The 18,091-nt window shown below is 47.8% G+C and carries 19 protein-coding genes; 12 read left to right on the forward strand and 7 right to left on the reverse strand.

The window, feature by feature from the left end; all coding sequences use genetic code 11:
- Nucleotides 1–118: 118 nt before the first annotated feature.
- Nucleotides 119–1,462 (reverse strand): glutathione-disulfide reductase, encoded by a 1,344-nt coding sequence (gene gor, locus QUB63_RS00465; protein ID WP_332942792.1) that lies wholly within the window; start codon nucleotides 1,460–1,462, stop codon nucleotides 119–121.
- Nucleotides 1,463–1,820: 358 nt separating this feature from the next.
- On the opposite strand from gor, the gene QUB63_RS00470 reads away from it, so the two are divergent.
- The 3 genes from QUB63_RS00470 (at nucleotide 1,821) to QUB63_RS00480 (ending at nucleotide 4,303) form a co-directional block, all read left to right on the forward strand.
- On the forward strand, nucleotides 1,821–1,952 hold the full coding sequence (locus tag QUB63_RS00470) for a hypothetical protein (RefSeq protein WP_332942793.1): 132 nt from the start codon (nucleotides 1,821–1,823) through the stop codon (nucleotides 1,950–1,952).
- A gap of 580 nt (nucleotides 1,953–2,532) precedes the next feature.
- A complete protein-coding gene (locus tag QUB63_RS00475) occupies nucleotides 2,533–3,318 on the forward strand; it encodes a Uma2 family endonuclease (RefSeq protein ID WP_332942794.1) in 786 nt (261 codons plus the stop codon).
- Between the two features lie 220 nt (nucleotides 3,319–3,538).
- Nucleotides 3,539–4,303, forward strand: a complete 765-nt coding sequence (locus QUB63_RS00480; RefSeq protein ID WP_332942795.1) for an ABC transporter ATP-binding protein — start codon at nucleotides 3,539–3,541, stop codon at nucleotides 4,301–4,303.
- Nucleotides 4,304–4,568: 265 nt separating this feature from the next.
- Here the strand turns inward: QUB63_RS00480 and QUB63_RS00485 are convergent, their stop codons facing one another.
- From QUB63_RS00485 to QUB63_RS00495, 3 genes are all read right to left on the reverse strand, one after another.
- The gene (locus QUB63_RS00485) at nucleotides 4,569–4,949 is read right to left on the reverse strand and encodes a hypothetical protein (protein WP_332942796.1); all 381 of its coding nucleotides are present in this window, start codon (nucleotides 4,947–4,949) and stop codon (nucleotides 4,569–4,571) included.
- A 280-nt stretch (nucleotides 4,950–5,229) separates the two neighbouring features.
- Nucleotides 5,230–5,958, reverse strand: coding sequence for a lysophospholipid acyltransferase family protein (locus tag QUB63_RS00490; RefSeq protein ID WP_332942797.1), 729 nt, complete (start codon nucleotides 5,956–5,958; stop codon nucleotides 5,230–5,232).
- A gap of 427 nt (nucleotides 5,959–6,385) precedes the next feature.
- The gene (locus QUB63_RS00495) at nucleotides 6,386–6,886 is read right to left on the reverse strand and encodes a nucleoside deaminase (RefSeq protein ID WP_442921745.1); all 501 of its coding nucleotides are present in this window, start codon (nucleotides 6,884–6,886) and stop codon (nucleotides 6,386–6,388) included.
- A gap of 184 nt (nucleotides 6,887–7,070) precedes the next feature.
- Between QUB63_RS00495 and QUB63_RS00500 the strand changes: the two genes are divergently transcribed.
- Nucleotides 7,071–7,667 (forward strand): TerB family tellurite resistance protein, encoded by a 597-nt coding sequence (locus tag QUB63_RS00500; protein WP_332942798.1) that lies wholly within the window; start codon nucleotides 7,071–7,073, stop codon nucleotides 7,665–7,667.
- A 98-nt stretch (nucleotides 7,668–7,765) separates the two neighbouring features.
- Here the strand turns inward: QUB63_RS00500 and QUB63_RS00505 are convergent, their stop codons facing one another.
- Complete coding sequence (locus QUB63_RS00505; RefSeq protein WP_332942799.1) at nucleotides 7,766–7,957, reverse strand: hypothetical protein; 192 nt, start codon at nucleotides 7,955–7,957, stop codon at nucleotides 7,766–7,768.
- Nucleotides 7,958–8,124: 167 nt separating this feature from the next.
- On the opposite strand from QUB63_RS00505, the gene menB reads away from it, so the two are divergent.
- A complete protein-coding gene (gene menB / locus QUB63_RS00510; RefSeq protein WP_332942800.1) occupies nucleotides 8,125–8,958 on the forward strand; it encodes a 1,4-dihydroxy-2-naphthoyl-CoA synthase in 834 nt (277 codons plus the stop codon).
- Nucleotides 8,959–9,197: 239 nt separating this feature from the next.
- On the opposite strand, the gene QUB63_RS00515 is transcribed toward menB, so the two are convergent.
- Together QUB63_RS00515 and QUB63_RS00520 are read right to left on the reverse strand one after the other, a co-directional pair.
- Nucleotides 9,198–9,512 (reverse strand): hypothetical protein, encoded by a 315-nt coding sequence (locus QUB63_RS00515; RefSeq protein WP_332942801.1) that lies wholly within the window; start codon nucleotides 9,510–9,512, stop codon nucleotides 9,198–9,200.
- 315 nt (nucleotides 9,513–9,827) lie between these two features.
- Nucleotides 9,828–9,968 carry a hypothetical protein gene (locus QUB63_RS00520; protein WP_332942802.1) on the reverse strand — a complete coding sequence of 47 codons (141 nt, stop codon included), beginning with the start codon at nucleotides 9,966–9,968 and terminating at the stop codon, nucleotides 9,828–9,830.
- Between the two features lie 224 nt (nucleotides 9,969–10,192).
- Here QUB63_RS00520 and QUB63_RS00525 point away from each other — a divergent pair, with 224 nt between their 5' ends.
- The 7 genes from QUB63_RS00525 to QUB63_RS00555 all read left to right on the forward strand — a co-directional run bounded on the left by QUB63_RS00525 (nucleotide 10,193) and on the right by QUB63_RS00555 (nucleotide 17,903).
- Nucleotides 10,193–11,401: an SPOR domain-containing protein gene (locus QUB63_RS00525; RefSeq protein ID WP_332942803.1), complete on the forward strand. Its 1,209-nt coding sequence runs from the start codon at nucleotides 10,193–10,195 to the stop codon at nucleotides 11,399–11,401.
- A 370-nt stretch (nucleotides 11,402–11,771) separates the two neighbouring features.
- Nucleotides 11,772–12,476, forward strand: coding sequence for a PspA/IM30 family protein (locus QUB63_RS00530; protein ID WP_332942804.1), 705 nt, complete (start codon nucleotides 11,772–11,774; stop codon nucleotides 12,474–12,476).
- Nucleotides 12,477–12,778: 302 nt separating this feature from the next.
- Nucleotides 12,779–13,567 (forward strand): PspA/IM30 family protein, encoded by a 789-nt coding sequence (locus QUB63_RS00535; RefSeq protein ID WP_332942805.1) that lies wholly within the window; start codon nucleotides 12,779–12,781, stop codon nucleotides 13,565–13,567.
- A 383-nt stretch (nucleotides 13,568–13,950) separates the two neighbouring features.
- Nucleotides 13,951–15,813 (forward strand): ShlB/FhaC/HecB family hemolysin secretion/activation protein, encoded by a 1,863-nt coding sequence (locus QUB63_RS00540; RefSeq protein ID WP_332942806.1) that lies wholly within the window; start codon nucleotides 13,951–13,953, stop codon nucleotides 15,811–15,813.
- Nucleotides 15,814–16,307: 494 nt separating this feature from the next.
- Nucleotides 16,308–16,919: a Uma2 family endonuclease gene (locus QUB63_RS00545; protein WP_332942807.1), complete on the forward strand. Its 612-nt coding sequence runs from the start codon at nucleotides 16,308–16,310 to the stop codon at nucleotides 16,917–16,919.
- Nucleotides 16,920–16,966: 47 nt separating this feature from the next.
- Nucleotides 16,967–17,212: a hypothetical protein gene (locus tag QUB63_RS00550; protein WP_332942808.1), complete on the forward strand. Its 246-nt coding sequence runs from the start codon at nucleotides 16,967–16,969 to the stop codon at nucleotides 17,210–17,212.
- 70 nt (nucleotides 17,213–17,282) lie between these two features.
- On the forward strand, nucleotides 17,283–17,903 hold the full coding sequence (locus tag QUB63_RS00555) for a Uma2 family endonuclease (protein ID WP_332942809.1): 621 nt from the start codon (nucleotides 17,283–17,285) through the stop codon (nucleotides 17,901–17,903).
- The last annotated feature ends 188 nt before the right edge of the window (nucleotides 17,904–18,091 follow it).

The raw sequence follows: 18,091 nt of genomic DNA on the forward strand, positions 1-18,091 counted from the left end.
GTAAAAATAGAGGCTCTTCCTCGCCTATCTGCGTTACGTTCGCTCCAGGGAAAGTAACGAGTAAATTGACACGGCTCGAGCAATGCCGCCTCCGGATTGCCGCATCCCGATTTTAGCTTTACCGCAGAGTCACAAACTCTTCAGCAGTGGATGGGTGAATGCCAATAGTCGCGTCGAAGTCTTTCTTGGTAGCTCCCATATTAACCGCGATCGCCATTCCTTGAATAATCTCGCCCGCGTCTTTCCCAACCATGTGCACGCCCAAAACTCTGTCAGTATTAGTCTCAACGATTAACTTGACAAAAGTTTTCTCGTCTGCACCTGTCAAAGCGTGAAACATGGGTCGAAACTTGGCTGTGTAGCACTTAATTGAGTCGGGAAACTTTGCTCTAGCCTGCACTTCGTTTAAGCCGACTGTACCTGCTTCCGGCTGGGAAAATACCGCCGACGGGACATTTTCGTAACTGATTGCTCTCGGATTGTTGCCAAATTCAGTATCTGCAAAAGCGCGTCCTTCGGCGATCGCAATTGGCGTTAAATTGATGCGGTTGGTGCAATCTCCGACTGCAAAAATGTGCGGCTGACTGGTGCGGCTGTCTTTGGTAACTGCGATCGCACCTTTATCTGTTTCTACTCCCGCATTTTCTAAACCCAATTTTTCTAAATTAGGCTGACGCCCGGTAGCGCACAACAGCGCGTCTACTATTAGCGTTCCTTCGGATGTTCCCGACAGAGTTAATTTTAAGCCTTCTGGGGTTTTCTCAATGTGGTTGATCGAGCTTTCTGTCAAAATGTTTATTCCGTGCTTAATCATTCCTTCTTGCACGTTGGTGCGAATTTCTGTGTCAAATTCGTTCAAAATTAATTCACGGCGGATGATTTGAGTTACTTGGCTTCCCAACCCGTTCATAATGCAAGCAAATTCGACGCCGATGTAGCCTCCTCCCCAAATTGCCAACCGTTTTGGCTGCTCTTTTAGGAGGAATATTTCGCGAGAGGTAATCGCGTGTTCGATGCCTACAATTGGGACTCTTTGCGCTTCTCCGCCGACTGCAATTAAGATTTTGGCTGCGGTGATTTTTCTGTCACCAACTTCGACGGTGTGGGGGTCAATAAATTTGGCGTATCCTGAGATTAATTCGACTCCGGCTTTTTCGAGGAAGCTGATGTGCAGTTTGCTCAGCCGCCGCACTTCTGCGTCTACGCTGGTGATGAGTTTTTCCCAATCAAAGCTGCTTTCTACTGGACTCCAACCGTAGCCCACCGCATCTTCGTAAAGGTGCGAAAATGTTGAGGCGTACACCATGAGTTTTTTTGGCACGCAGCCGCGAATTACGCAGGTGCCGCCTACTAAGTCATTTTCCGCGATCGCCACTTTCGCCCCGTAGGATGCCGCGCGCTTGGAACTCGCCAATCCGCCGGAGCCTGCACCTATCACAAACAAGTCGTAATCGTATGTCATAATTGTCGCTAGTTTCCTGTGTCAATTTTACGCTTTACTTTTCTTAATGATATCTCAAAAATTTGGGTTTTTTTTTGGGTCAATTACTTTACTTTTTGCGGTTGACATGGTATTATTAGATAATAGAAATCTGTGCGTAAATTTTAAAATTGCTCACACTCCCATTATTAGAGTATAGCACAAACCAGTCGAAAAAAACATATAAAAACGTAACTATTTTTGGGCGGCCGCCGATGAGGAAATCGGTAAATAAATTGCGAAAAGTAAGTTGGGTCGAGGTGCGAAACCAAACACAAAATTTGAATGGGAGTAGGACTGGTGAGATAATCACCCCCGCCGGCATACAGCACTTAAAATCATGGTCAAGCAATATCCCGAGCGCCCAAAAACATTAGAAATAATTCGCGATCGATTTGCCAACGATCCCGAGGAAAAAGTCCGCAAATTTGCCGAGAAACAATTGGCAAAATTAGACAAGCTGCGAGCCTAAAAAAGGATAAAAAAATTATGAACGCAGCCACTAATATCCCCCAAGCTTATGCAGAAATAGTTGAGTTTTTTCTGTCTTGTTGAAGATTTCAGAAACCGGGTTTCTTTGTAGATTTCTCGTCACCCAACCCAAAACTCGTAGAAACCCGGTTTCTCGCCCAGGTCGCAGATTTCAGAAACCGGGTTTCTTGCGTGATTTCTCGTTACCAAATGCAAGACTCGTAGAAACCCGGTTTCTAGCCCGCGTCGAAGATTTCAGAAACCGGGTTTCTTGCGTAATTTCTCGTTACCAAATGCAAGACTCGTAGAAACCCGGTTTCTAGCCCAGGTCGCAGATTTCTCAGAAACCGGGTTTCTTCGTATATTTCTCGTTACCAAATGTAAGACTCGTAGAAACCCGGTTTCTAGCCCAGGTCGCAGATTTCAGAAACCGGGTTTCTTGCGTAATTTCTCGTTACCCAACACAAGACTCGTAGAAACCCGGTTTCTAGCCCCCATGCGTAAGTCCTGAAATTGTCCGAAGTCTTGATAGTTCAAAAAATAGTATAATTAATATTAGATAGTTCTCGGAGACAACCACAATGCAAGTCACAACCGAACCAATTATTTATCCATCCAGCGACGGTCAACCAATGGCAGATAGCACAATTCAATACAAATTAATTGTCACAATCAAAGAAGGTTGCGAATCGCTGTTCAAAAATGACCCGAACGTATTTATAGCAGCAGATTTACTGTGGTATCCAGTTCAAGGTAGACCAGACATTTCTCAAGCACCGGATACGATGGTAATCTTTGGTAGACCAAAGGGCGAGCGGCGTTCCTACCTGCAATTTCAAGAAGATAATATTGCTCCCCAAGTCGCATTTGAGATTCGCTCTCACAACGACAGACAAGCAAAAATGTACAAAAAACTTGCATTTTACAATCGCTATGGAGTCGATGAATATTACCTTTACGATCCCGAAAACAACGAGTTGAGTGGTTGGCAAAGAATTGAAGGAAACTTAGAAGTAATTGAGCCGATGGAGGGCTGGATAAGTCCGAGATTGGGAGTACGATTTGAGTTGGGCGAAGATGGGTTAGAAATTTATCGACCCGATGGACAAAGGTTTCTTTCTTATGCGGAATTGGAGGAACAGGGGGAATTAAACCGCCAGCGTGCAGAACAAGCAGTTCAAAGAGCCCAACAGGAATTTCAGAGAGCTGAACAAGAAGCTCAAAGAGCCGAACAGGAAGCTCAAAAAGCTGAACAGGAATTTCAGAGAGCTGAACAGGAATCTCAAAGAGCCGAACAAGCAGTTCAAAGAGCCGAACGTTTAGCGGCAAAATTGCGCGAATTGAACATCGATTCTGATAGCATTTAAGCTATAAATTGTTTAATTTAGGACTTACGCATTTCTGACTCCTCGAAACCGGGTTTTTTACCGTTTCTTCGGGTTATAACGAATTATTTTAGTGAAAAAACCCGGTTTCTGACCACCCGTGCGTAAGTCCCACAAGCGTCCAAACATCGCCCTTTCACCCACCAAAACCCCCCAAAAGTGTTAACTTAGTAGTACGTTGTGTCGATCGCACATAAAAACAATGCCTGAACTACAAACCGATACCTACAAAGACCTCGACCCGCAAGCCACCTCAAAACCCGTCATCGTCGGTCTCAAAGACGTAACAAAAGTTTACGGCATCGGCGACCTCGAAGTTCGCGCCCTCAACGGCGTCAGCTTGACGGTAACGCAAGGAGAATATTGCTCGATTATGGGCGCATCCGGTTCGGGCAAATCTACAGCTATGAATATTATCGGTTGTCTCGATCGACCTACGACCGGCAGTTACTACCTAGACGGCGTAGATGTCGCCCAAATGCCCGAAGCAGAATTAGCCGGAATTCGCAATTTAAAATTAGGTTTTGTCTTCCAACAATTTCACCTGCTACCTCAGTTAACAGCATTAGAAAATGTCACCTTACCGATGGTTTATGCCGGAATTCCCGCAGCAGAAAGACGCGAACGGGCGGTAGAGGCTTTAACCAAAGTCGGGCTGGAAAGTCGGCTGCAAAATAAACCGAATCAACTATCAGGAGGACAGCAGCAGCGCGTAGCCATCGCCAGGGCTATTGTCAACCGTCCCGTGTTGTTGCTTGCAGATGAACCGACTGGTGCATTGGATACGAAAACTACTCAAGAAGTAATGGATATTTTTACAGAATTTAATGAAGCCGGAATGACGGTTGTTATGGTAACTCACGAACCGGAAGTGGCGCGACAAACTCGCCGGGTTGTCTGGTTCCGCGACGGTCAAGTTATTCACAATAATCTCAATCCGGCAGAACTTTCTCACGCGGTATTTTAATGCTAATTTCAAAATTTTTGCTATAAGTGTCAATCTGATAGCAATTATTAAAAGTCCCAATTCCCCGCGCCGGAAACGGCAGCGCCGTTTCCCGAAAGATGCTTGCGTACAACTACTCGTTACCAGGCTCTTCGCCTGGTAACGCAGATAGGCAAGAAAGAGCCTCCATTTTTCCAGGCGAGGCAGAGCCTCTGGATATAGGTTCCCAGGCGAAGAGCCTCTTAACCAGTTAAATGACTAATGACTAATGACTAATGACTGATGACTAATGAAAAGCCCTCGGAAAAGCTGCCCAAACTCGATCGACAAAATCTCTAAGTTGCCGAGATGCGATCGTGCTATCCTTGCGATCGGAGTCCAGAGACTGCAACTGACTCAACAGCGAAATCACCTCAGTATCCAGCGCCGCCCGAAACAAACTCAGCGGCCACAACAAATCAGCACCATCCCGCAAATCGGATAAAGTGTATTCTTCCGGCCACTTTTGGGGGAAATCCTTCCCCGAAACCAATCCCACCAACATCAAAGGGCGCACCCAACAAATTTGACGTGCCTCAACCACTTGAATTACCTCTGAATGCAGGCACGCATCTCCACATTCTAAACTGACAATTTGACCCGGCTTAAAGTTCAAAGCGCCATCCATTAATGCTGACTCTTAATACAGACATAACCAACCAAAATAAGTACCGCAACTTTCAACAGCACCAGAGAATATTATATCACAATTCCTTCTTCCTTCTTCCTTCTTCCTTCGGTCAACTGTCAAGCGGTCAACTCTTCCTTGTTCCTGCGGTTAACTCTCAAGCGGTCAACCATCAACTATCAACCATCAACTATCAACCATCAACTGCCAACTGCCAACTCTCAAGCGGTCAACTCTCAAGCGGTCAACTCTCAACTATCAACTGTCAAGCGGTCAACTATCAACTGTCCTCAAGAGTTTTAAGAGCCATTTCGAGCTCGGCAGTCAACAATCGCGCTTCTTTTTTGCCGCCGCCACCATTAGCATAATCTGCAACCAAAATCGGAACACCGATCGCAATTTTTACATGAGAACGCCATCGAGGAATGCGCGGGCGGTAACGAATGCTCATCGGTACAATTTTCACCCCCAAACCAGGCTTGCTCAACTCCGCTTGCATTGCCAAACGAGCTAATCCAGACTTGGGAGGGTGAACTTCGCCATCCTGAAAAATGCCGCCTTCGGGAAAAATCACCAACATTTCCTTGTCGAGCAGCAATTCCACGCCGTAACGGAGACTGCTAATTGCTGGATGCTTGATATCGACAGCAAAACCTCCTAAATGTCTGATGAACCAACCTTGCACTCCTTTGACTTCATCAGCAGTTACCATGAACCGCAAATCGCGTCCAGTCACCATCTGTCCCGTTGAATAGGGCATCATCAGGGCATCCCACCGGGAACGGTGCGTCGGCGCTAAAATTACAGGCCCGTCCTTCGGCAAGTGCTCCTGTCCGGTTATCTCAATCTTGCCAAAATAAAACGGTAGGACAATATAGTGACCTAGCGGATAGAACAAGGAGGTTAACCAAGGAGAAACGCGAGAGGTATTAGATGCTACCTTGGCAGGCATTGGCTTCACTAGAGAGGATTTACTGGACTCAACGGCGATCGCGGCAGTATGGCGCATGGCAATTAACCTGCTTTATCGATATATAGAGTCTAAAGATATGTGTTTAGCAAATCTTTAGTGTTTCGATGGGGACACTTTTGCTATTGGCATTATGCCGATCGCTCGATCGCCCCCACAATAGATAATCTGTAACAGGTAAAACCTCAGACAAGCGGACAGCACTACCACGATCGCCGTCAACCGATTAAAGAATTGGAGATTTTAGATTTTAGATTTACAAGGGCAGATGAATCACCGGAGCTTGAACTTTTGTCTAAAATTTGGGGTTCACCACAAGGCGAGTGTCGGAAACTTGTATCCGTTTTTGGGCGGGGTCAACCGCCGTCTTTCGCTCGATCGGCCAATTACCGATCTAATCTATTATTTCAGTTAAATAGCCAAGTTCGATTAAACATTGTCGATCGAGAGTAAAAAATTTTACCTGTTAACTTGGGCGGCGTGCTTCAAACCAAGAAAGCAACTGCTCCCGGCAAACAGACTCCATCATACCGCCGAGCACCTCCAAGCGGTGACACGAAGGCGCGCTATCTGGAAGATTAGCCACAGTCCGAATTGTGCCAGTTTTGGGGTCATCTGCACCGTATACCAGCAGACCGATCCGAGCTTGTACGATCGCGCCAGCGCACATCGGGCAAGGCTCCAGCGTCACGTAGAGCGTGCATTGATTGAGATGCCAGTCTTGCAAAACTTTGCCCGCCGCCCGCAGCGCCAAGATTTCAGCGTGAGCAGTCGGATCGCAGTCTCGCTCTCGCCGATTTTGGGCGATTGCAATCAATTTGCCAGTACCATCAATAATTGCAGCACCCACGGGCACTTCACCGGCATCACCGGCTGCTCGTGCCAGTTCCACAGCCCTAGTCATCCAGCGTTTGTGAATAGCATAATTAGAATCACCAATAGACAACGGCTCTGTTTGCAAATTCACGGTATACCTACGCAACTCAAAACACTTAACATTGTCTTACTTATCCACTTGCTGTGGATAGAATAAGTGTTATCGCTAATAAAACAAGTTTTTTGGGAAATTTAGAGCATACTTACCTAGCTGAAAACACTTAAGAGCGAGAAATAAAGTTACACCACAGCCCCATCCAGAGTAATTTTGAATTATGGACACCACCACGATTAGCACTGAAGTTGTTGAGCTGTTGTCCCGCATTAGCAGGCAAAAGCTCCGCGAACAAGATATCACTCCTTTGGTAGTGTTTCTGACGGCTCTGATTTCCATCCTGCGCGGAGTGATGATTATCGACAGGACGATCGCACTTGAAGAAGAAGAACGGCTGCAAAAGACTCTCAAAGCCTTTGCCAGCGGCGACCCACATCGCATAGAACTAATTCAGCGCCTTGTCAAAGGAGTCTCCAAACAGCAGGTTTACTTCAACCCCACGGAACTGCTAACCCTGACAGCTTTCTTCTCAGAATCAGAAAAGCTGTTGCTCATCGGTTCCGGCTACGAAATGTCAGCGGTAGACGGACACATCGACCTGAGGGAGCAAATGTACTTACAGTCGATCGGAAACCGGCTCGGCCTCGACTCGGGCCACATTGCAGTCATAGACACTTTATTTACCAAAGAAGGAACCCTCGACCCAGAAGACTTTGCCGAAGTTCAAGCTTTACTAGCTCCCAGCGCATTCTCCGAGCGCGATCCGGTATTTGCCAAAGCAGCAAAGCATTTGCTGTCTCTGTTAATGCGCAAATAATGCAGCGCATATAAATTATTTGCAGAGTCAAAAATTGACAGAGGAATCTGAGAATTTGACGCTGTTGCCATAGGAGACGGGACTTGCGCGCTCTTGCCTCAAAAACCGGGTTGTTTAACCCGCAGCAAGAGCGCTGCACGCTGTATTTTGACCAACAAGCCGGTTTGGGCCACCAGTCCCGCTTGATTTTTTCGCAACAGTCGATCGGCCGATAGTATCCCATTGAACCGAATCCATCTAAAATCTAAAAACGAGTTGTCGCGGACGCGATCGCCCCAGCTCGCTCTCAAATCAAAACTTGACCCCCAATAAACGGGTACCGTGCCCCCGACGCTGTTGAGTGAGTGGATGCTCCCCAAATTTTAGACGCTTGTTCAACCTCCGGTGATTCACGGCGCTGCAAGTCAATCTAAAATCTAAAATCTAAAATCTAAAATCTAAAATCGACTGATTGATTATGCAAATTGAATGGCAAACCGCCAAAACCTACGAAGACATTCTCTATCACAAAAGCGGCGGCACCGCCAAAATTACCATCAATCGACCTCACAAACGGAACGCTTTCCGCCCCCAAACCGTGCAAGAACTGTGCGATGCCTTTACTGATGCCCGCGAAGACACCAAAATCGGCGTTGTCCTCTTCACCGGTGCGGGGCCTCATACAGACGGCAAATACGCCTTTTGTGCTGGCGGCGACCAAAGCGTGCGAGGTGCTGCAGGATATGTAGACGAAGGTGGGATACCCCGGTTGAACGTGCTCGACTTGCAGAAGTTGATTCGATCGATGCCCAAAGTTGTGATTGCTTTAGTTGCAGGATATGCGATCGGCGGCGGTCACGTTTTACACTTAATTTGCGACTTGACGATCGCGGCTGACAATGCTATTTTCGGACAAACCGGCCCGAAAGTCGGCAGTTTCGACGGCGGATTCGGAGCTAGCTATCTCGCCAGAGCAGTCGGCCAGAAAAAAGCCAGAGAAATTTGGTTTTTGTGCCGCCAGTACAGCGCGCAGCAAGCTCTAGAAATGGGTTTAGTCAACTGCGTCGTGCCCGTCGAACAACTCGAACTCGAAGGGATGCAGTGGGCTGAAGAAATTCTTTCAAAAAGTCCGATCGCGATACGCTGTTTAAAATCCGCTTTTAATGCCGACTGCGACGGTCAAGCCGGTTTGCAAGAACTGGCGGGAAACGCGACATTGCTGTACTATATGACCCAGGAAGGCGCCGAAGGCAAACAAGCCTTTTTGGAAAAACGGGAACCGGATTTTAGTCAATATCCTTGGCTGCCGTAGCTCGAGCGAGAAATTAGTTGTTTTTATGCGATCTTTTTATGTTGCAGATGCTGATTTCTGTGAGTTGAAGGAGCCGAATTTACTCGATGGGTCAAAAGTGTCAGTATCGATCCGAGTTCCCAAAAAGCATGAAACTGCGCCAGCCCGATCCAAAGCATGACAGTCATCAGTGATGCCCCCAATCGAAAATCTTCAAAGTCCCAATCGAAAATGGTACGATCTGTCCTGCTGCGGACGGACTAAACCGAGACTGCTGCGGATTTTTCGGTTAACGCTGTGCCTGTCAACTGGCAGGCATTGCGATCGTCCACAGTGACAGCGGCCTCCCGCAGAGTCACAGCCTGTTCTTGCCACAGTCCAATTTCTGCTATGTTTTCCCAAGATGGCCCAAAAGGCGAAACCGCCAAAGAACAAGCTTTCCACTGACTTTGCACCGGCACGTTCAGCAGAGCGCAAATTCCCCCGCGTCTCCCCTCAGGGGTATAGTGGCGGCAGTGACGGCAAGCTGAAGTTAATGGGGTTTTCATAAAAGTGTTGAGGGAAATCAGTTTCATCTCTAATTCTCCAGTGTAGAGCTAGGAGGTTTTAGAGCATCCCAGCCTTTATGCTGTCTGGGTTGTAGCGATCCCCGGAGCATAATTAAACTTTATAATTTATTTATAATCTTGTTATATATAGAAACAATCACCTCAGTCCTTCCTCATTTTGTAGTGAAAAAGACAGGTTAAAAGTTTATAAAGAGTCAGGGATCAAGAAAAAGACCAAATACGGAACGACTATGAGATATTATAAATAAACGGCTGCTTCAGATGCCAAAAGCTGCTGAGAGTCTGGGTAAGCAGCCTCCGGGACACAGGAACAATTAAGTTTTAATATAAAAAGGAAAAGAGAGCAATCATGCGATCGACAGTCGGCCCAAAGGCAGCAGTTGCCTTGACGGCAAAAGCAGCTAATCCTAAAATAGGCAAGTTTTCAAACTTCTTGTTTATCAATACTTCGGACTTACGCACTTACCCAGATGTTCAAATATGCAAAAGCAGCAAATGGTATATTAAGATACGTTTGCCCAAAAAAATTAAATAATTTTGGGTAAAAACTTTCGTTGATGGTGCGATCGTACATGGCGCACATGAGGAACTCTCGTTATGCACAGAAAAGAAAATTTGTACAGTGCGTAAGTCCTATCTAGAATCTAAACATTAAAATCAATTCAAAGGCGGTAGGAGTTTTGCTAATGAGTAAGCGTTATGCGGTGGAATCCCCAAATCATTCATCTTCTTCAACCCCAATCAAGCCTGCTTTGCAAGCAGTCCTGGGGTGTATGGATGTAAACCTAGAAGCAGAACTGACAACATACAGAAGGCACAGGCGGCGGGCAGAACAGTGGGTGTCGCCATCAGTTCGTACCGGCAAGCAAACAGCCACAACCGAGCAACAGAAGGCCCAAAACCTGCCGCCGCAGGCTGCGGAAGAAACCCAGCAGCCGCTGTCGCTGCCCCTATCCCTTGCCGGCGTGCAGGGCGATGCCCCGCTAGCAACTACCGCAGGCGGCACAAAATTATCTAGCAGTACCTTCGCACCCAACAACTATCTCGAATCAAGCGAAAAACTGATCGAAAGTTTGGACGAAGCTGCATCCGCTCCTGAAGAACGCAGTTTGGCCGCCAGTCTGTTAACTCCATTGGGACTGAGTTCGATGCTGCTGTTTCTGATGTCGTGTACAGCTTTGGGTTACGCAGTTATGCACCCGTCAACTCTGGTTAAAATGGCAGGCCTGAATCGTTTGCTCGATCGCACCACGCCAGAGGGCAGCGACAGTCCCGCAGCCACCGCCATCTCAGATACCGACACCAAGGAACTGCCGAAAGCTCCAAATCTGGCATCCAAAGAATTTGTCGAGCTAGATTTGAGCACTCTCAGCAATGTCAAGCCGACAGCCAGCCCGATTGCTTCCCCATCGCCAAAAGCATCAATCCCGCCCAATCCGGGAGCACCTCCTGCCCCCATCGGCGCTGTCCCGATTCCTACAGAAGACGGCAACCCGGCCAGAGGTAGGGAACAAGGACTCAACAATCTCAGCACGGCTTTGCTTCCGAGCCCGAGCCCCAGCGCCGCCCAGACTGTCCCGACACTGCCGACACTGCCTCCAACACCATCCCCAGCCGGGCCAGCCGCCGCATCCCCGGCGACAGCATCCCCGGCAGCCTCCGCCCCGCTAGGAAGGCCGGTACGGGCGGCCGACGGTTTCTATTACGTGGTAACCGATTACACCGACGAAAAATCTCTGCAACAAGCCAGAACCGCAGTTCCCGATGCCTACGTGCGGAATTTCTCAAAGGGTGTCAAGATCCAAGTGGGGGCTTTGAACGATGCTGCCTCAGCAGAACGTTTGGCAAAGGAACTGCAAGCAAAAGGGGTGAAGCCGCAATACTATCAGCCATAAACTAGGTAAAGGGTGAAAAACTTTAACTAAATTGTTAGACAAAGCTAGAGTGCGATCGATGTTTTGTCTAACACAAAATTGGTTTTTTAACTCATACAAGTTTCCCCAAAGAATGCAACTCGCTTGCGGGCGATCCAAACCTTGAACCGACCAGTCAATCGATTTTCCATTTTTCGATTTTTCGATTTGAGATTTACTTGCAGCGCCGTGAATCACCGGAGCCAGAACAGAAGTCTAAAATTGGGGAATCGACCAGCCAAGCGAGCGTGGGAAACTTGTACCCGTTTTTGGGCGGGTAAATCGAAAATCGAAAATGGTATCAATTTCCAGTCCTAAATCTAAAATTTAATAAAATCGGGAGATAGGTCTCATGGGATTATTCGATCGCCTGTGGCGAGTGATTCGAGCCAATATTAACAGTTTGGTCGGGGCGGCCGAAGATCCAGAAAAAATTCTGGAACAAGCCGTAATGGATATGCAAGAAGATTTAATACAGCTCAGACAAGCTGTAGCGGGGGCGATTGCCGCTCAAAAACGCACCGAACGCCAGTATTCCCAAGCTGAGTCCACAGCCGCAGAATGGTACCAGCGGGCGCAGCTAGCTTTGCAAAAAGGCGAGGAAAATTTGGCGCGGGAAGCTCTGACGCGCAAGAAATCCTATCAAGAAACGGCAACGGCGATGAAAGCCAGTCTCGGACAGCAGAACGCTGTGGTGACTCAACTTAAAGAAAATATGCGATCGCTCGAAAGTAAAATTTCTGAGGCAAAATCAAAAAAAGATATGTACATTGCCCGAGCTCGATCGGCAAAAGCCTCGGAAAGGCTGCAAGAAATGATGGGCAATCTCAATACCGGCAGTGCTTTGAGCGCGTTTGAAAAAATGGAAGAGAAAGTCATGCAGCTAGAAGCTCGCTCCGAAGCAATTGCAGAACTCGGAACTAACGATTTAGAAAAGAAGTTTCTCTCTCTCGAAGCAGCAGGCGATGTCGATGCCGAGTTGGCGGCGATGAAAACACAAATGCTTGGGGGCAAGAATACACCCAAATTGGCGTCGGGCGAGCCTCCTGCATCCTGAACCCCCGCCATCGGCACAATAGTTTGCACTCTGCTGAGAACTTCTCAAGGGCGCCGCTCCCGATGGCACACAACCGTGTTGGGGAATTCCCGGATCGAAGTTAAACTCAATAGATAGGTGCATCAATGAGCTTGGCTGCACCACGGACTCGATCGCTTTAAACTGTATTTATATGTTTGCAAAATTGCCTCATGCTCGATCGCGCTAAAAATCTGACCAACTGAGTTTCACTCAAAGCGGGCTAGCGCTATCAAGCCTGCTTGCCGCTTACCTCGTACACCTCACCCAGGAAAAATAGCATTATGGGATTATTTGACCGCATTAGCCGAGTCGTCAGAGCCAATCTTAACGATATGGTCAACAAAGCTGAAGACCCGGAAAAGATTTTAGAACAGTCCGTCACGGATATGCAGGAAGACTTGGTGCAGTTGCGTCAAGCCGTTGCCAGCGCGATCGCCACTCAAAAGCGCACCCAGACTCAGTACAATCAAGCAGAATCTCAATCTAACCAGTGGCAGCAGCGCGCTGGACTCGCCCTGCAAAAAGGAGACGAGACTTTGGCCCGCGAAGCGCTGGTGCGCAAAAAGTCTCATGCTGAAACGGCGGCTACCCTGAAATCCAGTCTAGAACAGCAATCGGCTCAGGTAGAAAGTCTCAAGCGCAACTTGATCGGTTTAGAGAGCAAGATTTCGGAAGCTAAGACGAAGAAGGATATGCTCAAGGCGAGGATATCCGCTGCTAAGGCTCAGGAACAGCTCAACAATACCATTGGCTCCCTGAATACTGGCAGTTCAATGGCAGCTTTCGATCGCATGGAAGAAAAAGTTTTGCAGATAGAAGCTCGGGCGGGAGCTTCCGCAGAACTCGCGGCAGGTGGCAGCAATTTAGAGGAACAGTTCCGCTTGCTCGAAAGCGGCGGCGATGTTGACGACGAGTTGGCTCAGATGAAAGCTCAACTGAGCGGAGGTTCTGTGTCTCAAGGTCAATTGCCGGCCGCGGGTAAAACTGCTGCTGCTCCTAGTAGCTCCGAGTCGAGTCCGGTGATTGACGCTGAGTTGGAAGAATTGCGATCGCAGCTCAATAAAATGTAATAAGCTCTATCAAAATTTACCTATTTCTCAGATGGCAGCTTTGATAAAATGCTCCGCCCACCTACAGCATTAGCTTGGGAAGGTCGGAGCTTTTTTCAGGATCATTTTACTAATACACCAAATTAAAGTTTTGTCAAGTATCTTTAGGTTTACCTAAAAAATAATTTATTTAAAAAAAGTGATAAAGTAATTTTATTCTTTGCAATTGCGCCGGCTGCGTCGGCTCGTAAGTGTAAATAACTATCAAATATTAATAACCTGTCATGCCCCTGTCACATTCCAGAGGGTTTTGTAAAATCAAGTTTTTCAGGGTACTAGCGCTTTGTTATTCAATTGCAGCTATTTGCCCCGCACCGCTAGCAGCTCAAAGTGTTGGCGAGTCGATGGTTGCTGCTAAGGAAGGGGGGCGAGCGCAAATTTTTAATAATGATTTACAGTCTCAATTAAAACTTAATCCAGAAACCGCTCCCGATCGCGATCGGCTGCCTCGCGATTTATACTCGGATTCAGAATTAGATAGAGACAGTAAAGAGCCAGAAAACGACATCCCGGAATTTGCGCCCCTTGCCCAAAGTGAGACCCCAGAAACTCTCGCCCAATTGCCGAACCGAGGAGACAACAGACAAGAAATTCCCATTCCCAACCCGCAGCCGCGAACTTTGCCTCCCCTGCCAGAACCCGCGCCCAGAGCTCCCCTGCCTCCGGTAGAACAGCTTTTGCAGCCTGCTGCGCCGCCACAGGCTGAAGAATTGCCCAACATTCCGGGTACGATAAGGGTCGATCGATTTGAAGTAGTTGGCAGCACCGTCTTTAGCAAGGAAGAATTAGACACTGTACTGAAAAACTTTGTCGCCCGCCCGCTGACTTTCGCCGAACTGCTGCAAGCTCGTTGGGCCGTGAGCCAACTCTACATCAGCAAAGGTTATATCACTTCGGGAGCGCTGATTCCACCGCAAACGCTGGCGGGTGGAGTTGTGCAAATATTAGTGCTAGAAGGCAAGCTCGAAAGTATAAAGGTAGTCGGGACTAGGCGGCTGCGTCCTAACTACGTCACAAGCCGATTAGCCGCTTCCACGCGAGGCCCGCTGAACGAACAGCGCTTGCTGGAAGCTCTGCAACTGCTGCAACTGAGCGGCCAAGTCGCAAATATCTCAGCAGAATTGCAAGCGGGTTCTCGTCCGGGTTTAAATTTGCTGTTAGTCCGAGTCATCGAGGCAAAAACTTTCCAAGCTGGAATTTTTACTGACAATTCTCGCTCTCCGAGTGTGGGGAGTTGGGGGCGCGGGGCGGAAGTGCGCGAGGCTAATTTGTCGGGTTTGGGAGATAGTGCGACTTTGATTTATACAAATACTCAGGGCAGCAACGCTGTAGATTTTAGTTACGCGCGGCCGGTGAATTCGCGCAACGGTACTGTGAGTTTTCAGGTAAGCAGGAGCAAAAGCAATATTGTTGAGCAGCCCTTTGACGCGCTGGAGATTGAGGCGTCGAGCCGCACTTACGAGTTGACTTACCGCCAGCCGATCGTGCAAACTCCAAGAACAGAAATCGCGATCGGTATCGGTGCGGGCCGGCGAGAAAGCGATACATCTTTGCTGGGTGAGGATTTTCCGCTGTCGCCCGGGGCGGATGCTCGGGGGAGAACTCGGGTTTCGGCGCTGAGGCTGTTTCAAGATTTTACCCAGAGGGGAGAGAGAGATGTCTTGGCGGCGCGATCGCAGTTCAGTTTGGGAGTGGGAGCATTGGGCGCTACGGTGAGCAGCAGCGAGCCTGACGGTCAATTTTGGACGTGGCGGGGTCAATTGCAGTACGTGCGGTTGTTGGCTCCCCAGACGCTGCTGGTTGTGCGATCCCAGGCGCAGTTGGCTGGGGGTGAGCTTTTGGCGATCGAGCAATTCGGCTTGGGCGGCCCGGATACAGTGCGGGGCTACCGTCAGGATGCAATGCTTGCCGATAGCGGGATTTTTGCTTCTGCCGAGTTGCGGTATCCGATTTTGCGCACCGGGGACAAAAAAGGTGTTTTGCAGGTGACGCCGTTTGTGGATGTTGGTAATGTTTGGAATAGCGGGGGCAGGGTGGCCATAGAAGCGAATACTTTGCTGTCAGCGGGATTGGGCTTGCGGTGGCAGTACGGCGACAGGTGGAATGCGAGCGGAGGCTGGGGTATTCCTTTGATTGGCATTAAGTCGGGCGATCGAACTTGGCAAGAGCGCGGGCTGTATTTTTCAGTAGAATTCAAACCTTTTTAGGAAAGCAGCCGTTTTGGCATTGGCCCAACTGAGCAATTTAGCTATATAGTAATAAGTATCATTTGGCACTCGTCGGTAGCTGCCAAGAGTGCATTTTACTGAAAATTTTTAAATTAAACTATGTCTAAGGTGCGGTTGCTGCTTTTAAGTTCTTTTGCTTCCGGTTTTGGGTTTTGCTCAATCATTTTGGCGATGTTTACGATGATTTCCGGGCTGTCGTTTACGTCTTTTTTTACCTTTGTTTTAACTCTGGTATTTTTTGGAATTAATATGTTGTTTGCTTTGCATTATTACACATCGACTACCAAGCTGTTGAGTGTTAAAGGTAAAAGGAAAGCTAGAATTTAGCGGTTGTGAAGCAGCAGCGGACAAAGGCATGGAGAGTTCTTGATATAATTTGAAGGGAATCCAGAAAAACGCCTCTGGGTTAGGACAATTATCTAGCTGCTGTAAGTCATAATTATTTAAGGTCTAATTATTTAGGAGGTGCGATCGTGGTCATTGCTTCAACCAACCCGCCAAACCTTTCTCCAGATGCGACAAAGACTCGCTACACTCCAGATGAATACCGGGCGATCGAGGAAACCGCCGAAGAACGTCACGAATATTGTAACGGAGAGATAATTACTATGCCCGGAGGTTCCCCCGCTCACAGCCGTATTAGCGTAGACACTACGACTTTTCTCAACGTGGCTCTGAGAGACACCAATTTTCAAACCTATAACGGCGACTTACGAATTTGGATTCCTAGCTTCAATCACGGCACTTATCCCGATGTTATGGTAATTGATGGCGAACCGGAATTCAATGGATCTCGCACGGATGAAATTCTGAATCCTTTACTGATTGTCGAGGTTCTTTCCCCGTCTACAGAAGCCTACGATCGCGGTGAAAAGTTCCGAAAATATCGCTCTATTGCTAGTTTCTGTGAATATTTGCTGGTCAGTCAAACTGAACCATATATTGAGCAATATCACAACATCGATCGCCAAAGTAGCGATCGCTGGCAGTGGCAAGTGTACGATGGGATCGATCGGGCGATCGTCCTGCACAGCTTGAATATAGAGCTTCCGATGGCTGAAGTCTACCGCCGGATTAGTCTTTAAGGGCGATCGATCTTTCTCATCTGTCAGAGGTTAGCCGCAGAAGTTTTATGAAGAAGGATAAAGAGAACGAAATGGAAGACGAATTACTTGCTGAGTATGACTTTACTCAGATGAAAGGAGGTGTTAAAGGTAAGTATGTTGAGCGATATCGTGCAGGGACAAACTTAGTGCTTTTAGACCCCGATATTGCCCAAGCTTTTCCCAATGATGCAGCCGTGAATGAGGCATTGAGGATGTTAATCGAGATTGCAGAGCGTCAGCAGTCAAATACTGCGGTGCAGCGGAGGGAATAAAAATCATTGGTGAAATTTCGCCGTTTTTCGACACTTTGTTTAACTAGAAATATAAGTTTAGGAGAAAACTATGGTTACTCTAGTTCAAAACCCCACGGAAAACCCAACTGAAAATCAAGTTGAAAGCCCACCGGATCAAAAAATCTGGACGGATGCCGAATTTATGGCACTCAACCGAGATGGACACCGCTACGAAATTGTAAATGGAGAACTAATTGATATGGGAAACTCGGGTGCAAAACACGGTTATGTTGCCGTTATTTTGAGTGCTGCCTTATTTAACTGCGTATCAACGCAAAAGCTAGGCGCGATGTTCGATTCCAGCACTGCTTTTAAGATGAAATCAGGAAACAAGCGATCGCCCGATGTTTCCTTCATGGCAAAAGAACGCCTGCAAGGGCTAGATGACCTCCCCGATGGCTTCCTAGAAGGTGCGCCGGATCTGGCTGTGGAAATTTTATCTCCTAGCAATACAGTGGAAGAAATTCACAACAAACTTGTAGAATATTTCGATAATGGCTCGCGTTTGGTTTGGGTGATTCATCCTAAAGAAAAGTATGTTTTGGTGTATCGATCGGCCCAGGAGCCCGATCGCCTGCTGAAGTCTGCGGACTCCCTAGATGGCGAAGATATCGTCCCTGGCTTTACTCTGGCGGTTGCCGAGTTATTTCAAAAGCTTGATTTTTCATGAAAGGGCGATCTATATTGCGATCGGCAAGGCATCGGGCGTGCTTTTAAGTTAACGGGACTTAGACAAAAACCGAAGCAAAAATGGCTTCAAACCCAGAGCTAGAAAGACTTTTAGCTCGAACAGGCATAAATCTAGTATTCACAAAGGTTTCAGGCGTTTTTAGGTCATCAACCTGTTTTCTTTGTGAG

The organism is Microcoleus sp. ARI1-B5 (genome assembly GCF_036705795.1).
Taxonomy (GTDB): Bacteria; Cyanobacteriota; Cyanobacteriia; order Cyanobacteriales; family Microcoleaceae; genus Microcoleus.

Coding starts and splice junctions, on each gene's coding strand:
- QUB63_RS00490 (WP_332942797.1), bottom strand. CDS start 5,958: ATGCGCCATACTGCCGCGATCGCCGTTGAGTCCAGTAAATCCTCTCTA.
- gor (WP_332942792.1), bottom strand. CDS start 1,462: ATGACATACGATTACGACTTGTTTGTGATAGGTGCAGGCTCCGGCGGA.
- QUB63_RS00480 (WP_332942795.1), top strand. CDS start 3,539: ATGCCTGAACTACAAACCGATACCTACAAAGACCTCGACCCGCAAGCC.
- QUB63_RS00500 (WP_332942798.1), top strand. CDS start 7,071: ATGGACACCACCACGATTAGCACTGAAGTTGTTGAGCTGTTGTCCCGC.
- QUB63_RS00540 (WP_332942806.1), top strand. CDS start 13,951: ATGGTTGCTGCTAAGGAAGGGGGGCGAGCGCAAATTTTTAATAATGAT.
- QUB63_RS00525 (WP_332942803.1), top strand. CDS start 10,193: ATGAGTAAGCGTTATGCGGTGGAATCCCCAAATCATTCATCTTCTTCA.
- QUB63_RS00550 (WP_332942808.1), top strand. CDS start 16,967: ATGAAGAAGGATAAAGAGAACGAAATGGAAGACGAATTACTTGCTGAG.
- menB (WP_332942800.1), top strand. CDS start 8,125: ATGCAAATTGAATGGCAAACCGCCAAAACCTACGAAGACATTCTCTAT.
- QUB63_RS00485 (WP_332942796.1), bottom strand. CDS start 4,949: ATGGATGGCGCTTTGAACTTTAAGCCGGGTCAAATTGTCAGTTTAGAA.
- QUB63_RS00475 (WP_332942794.1), top strand. CDS start 2,533: ATGCAAGTCACAACCGAACCAATTATTTATCCATCCAGCGACGGTCAA.
- QUB63_RS00515 (WP_332942801.1), bottom strand. CDS start 9,512: ATGAAACTGATTTCCCTCAACACTTTTATGAAAACCCCATTAACTTCA.
- QUB63_RS00470 (WP_332942793.1), top strand. CDS start 1,821: ATGGTCAAGCAATATCCCGAGCGCCCAAAAACATTAGAAATAATTCGC.
- QUB63_RS00535 (WP_332942805.1), top strand. CDS start 12,779: ATGGGATTATTTGACCGCATTAGCCGAGTCGTCAGAGCCAATCTTAAC.
- QUB63_RS00530 (WP_332942804.1), top strand. CDS start 11,772: ATGGGATTATTCGATCGCCTGTGGCGAGTGATTCGAGCCAATATTAAC.
- QUB63_RS00555 (WP_332942809.1), top strand. CDS start 17,283: ATGGTTACTCTAGTTCAAAACCCCACGGAAAACCCAACTGAAAATCAA.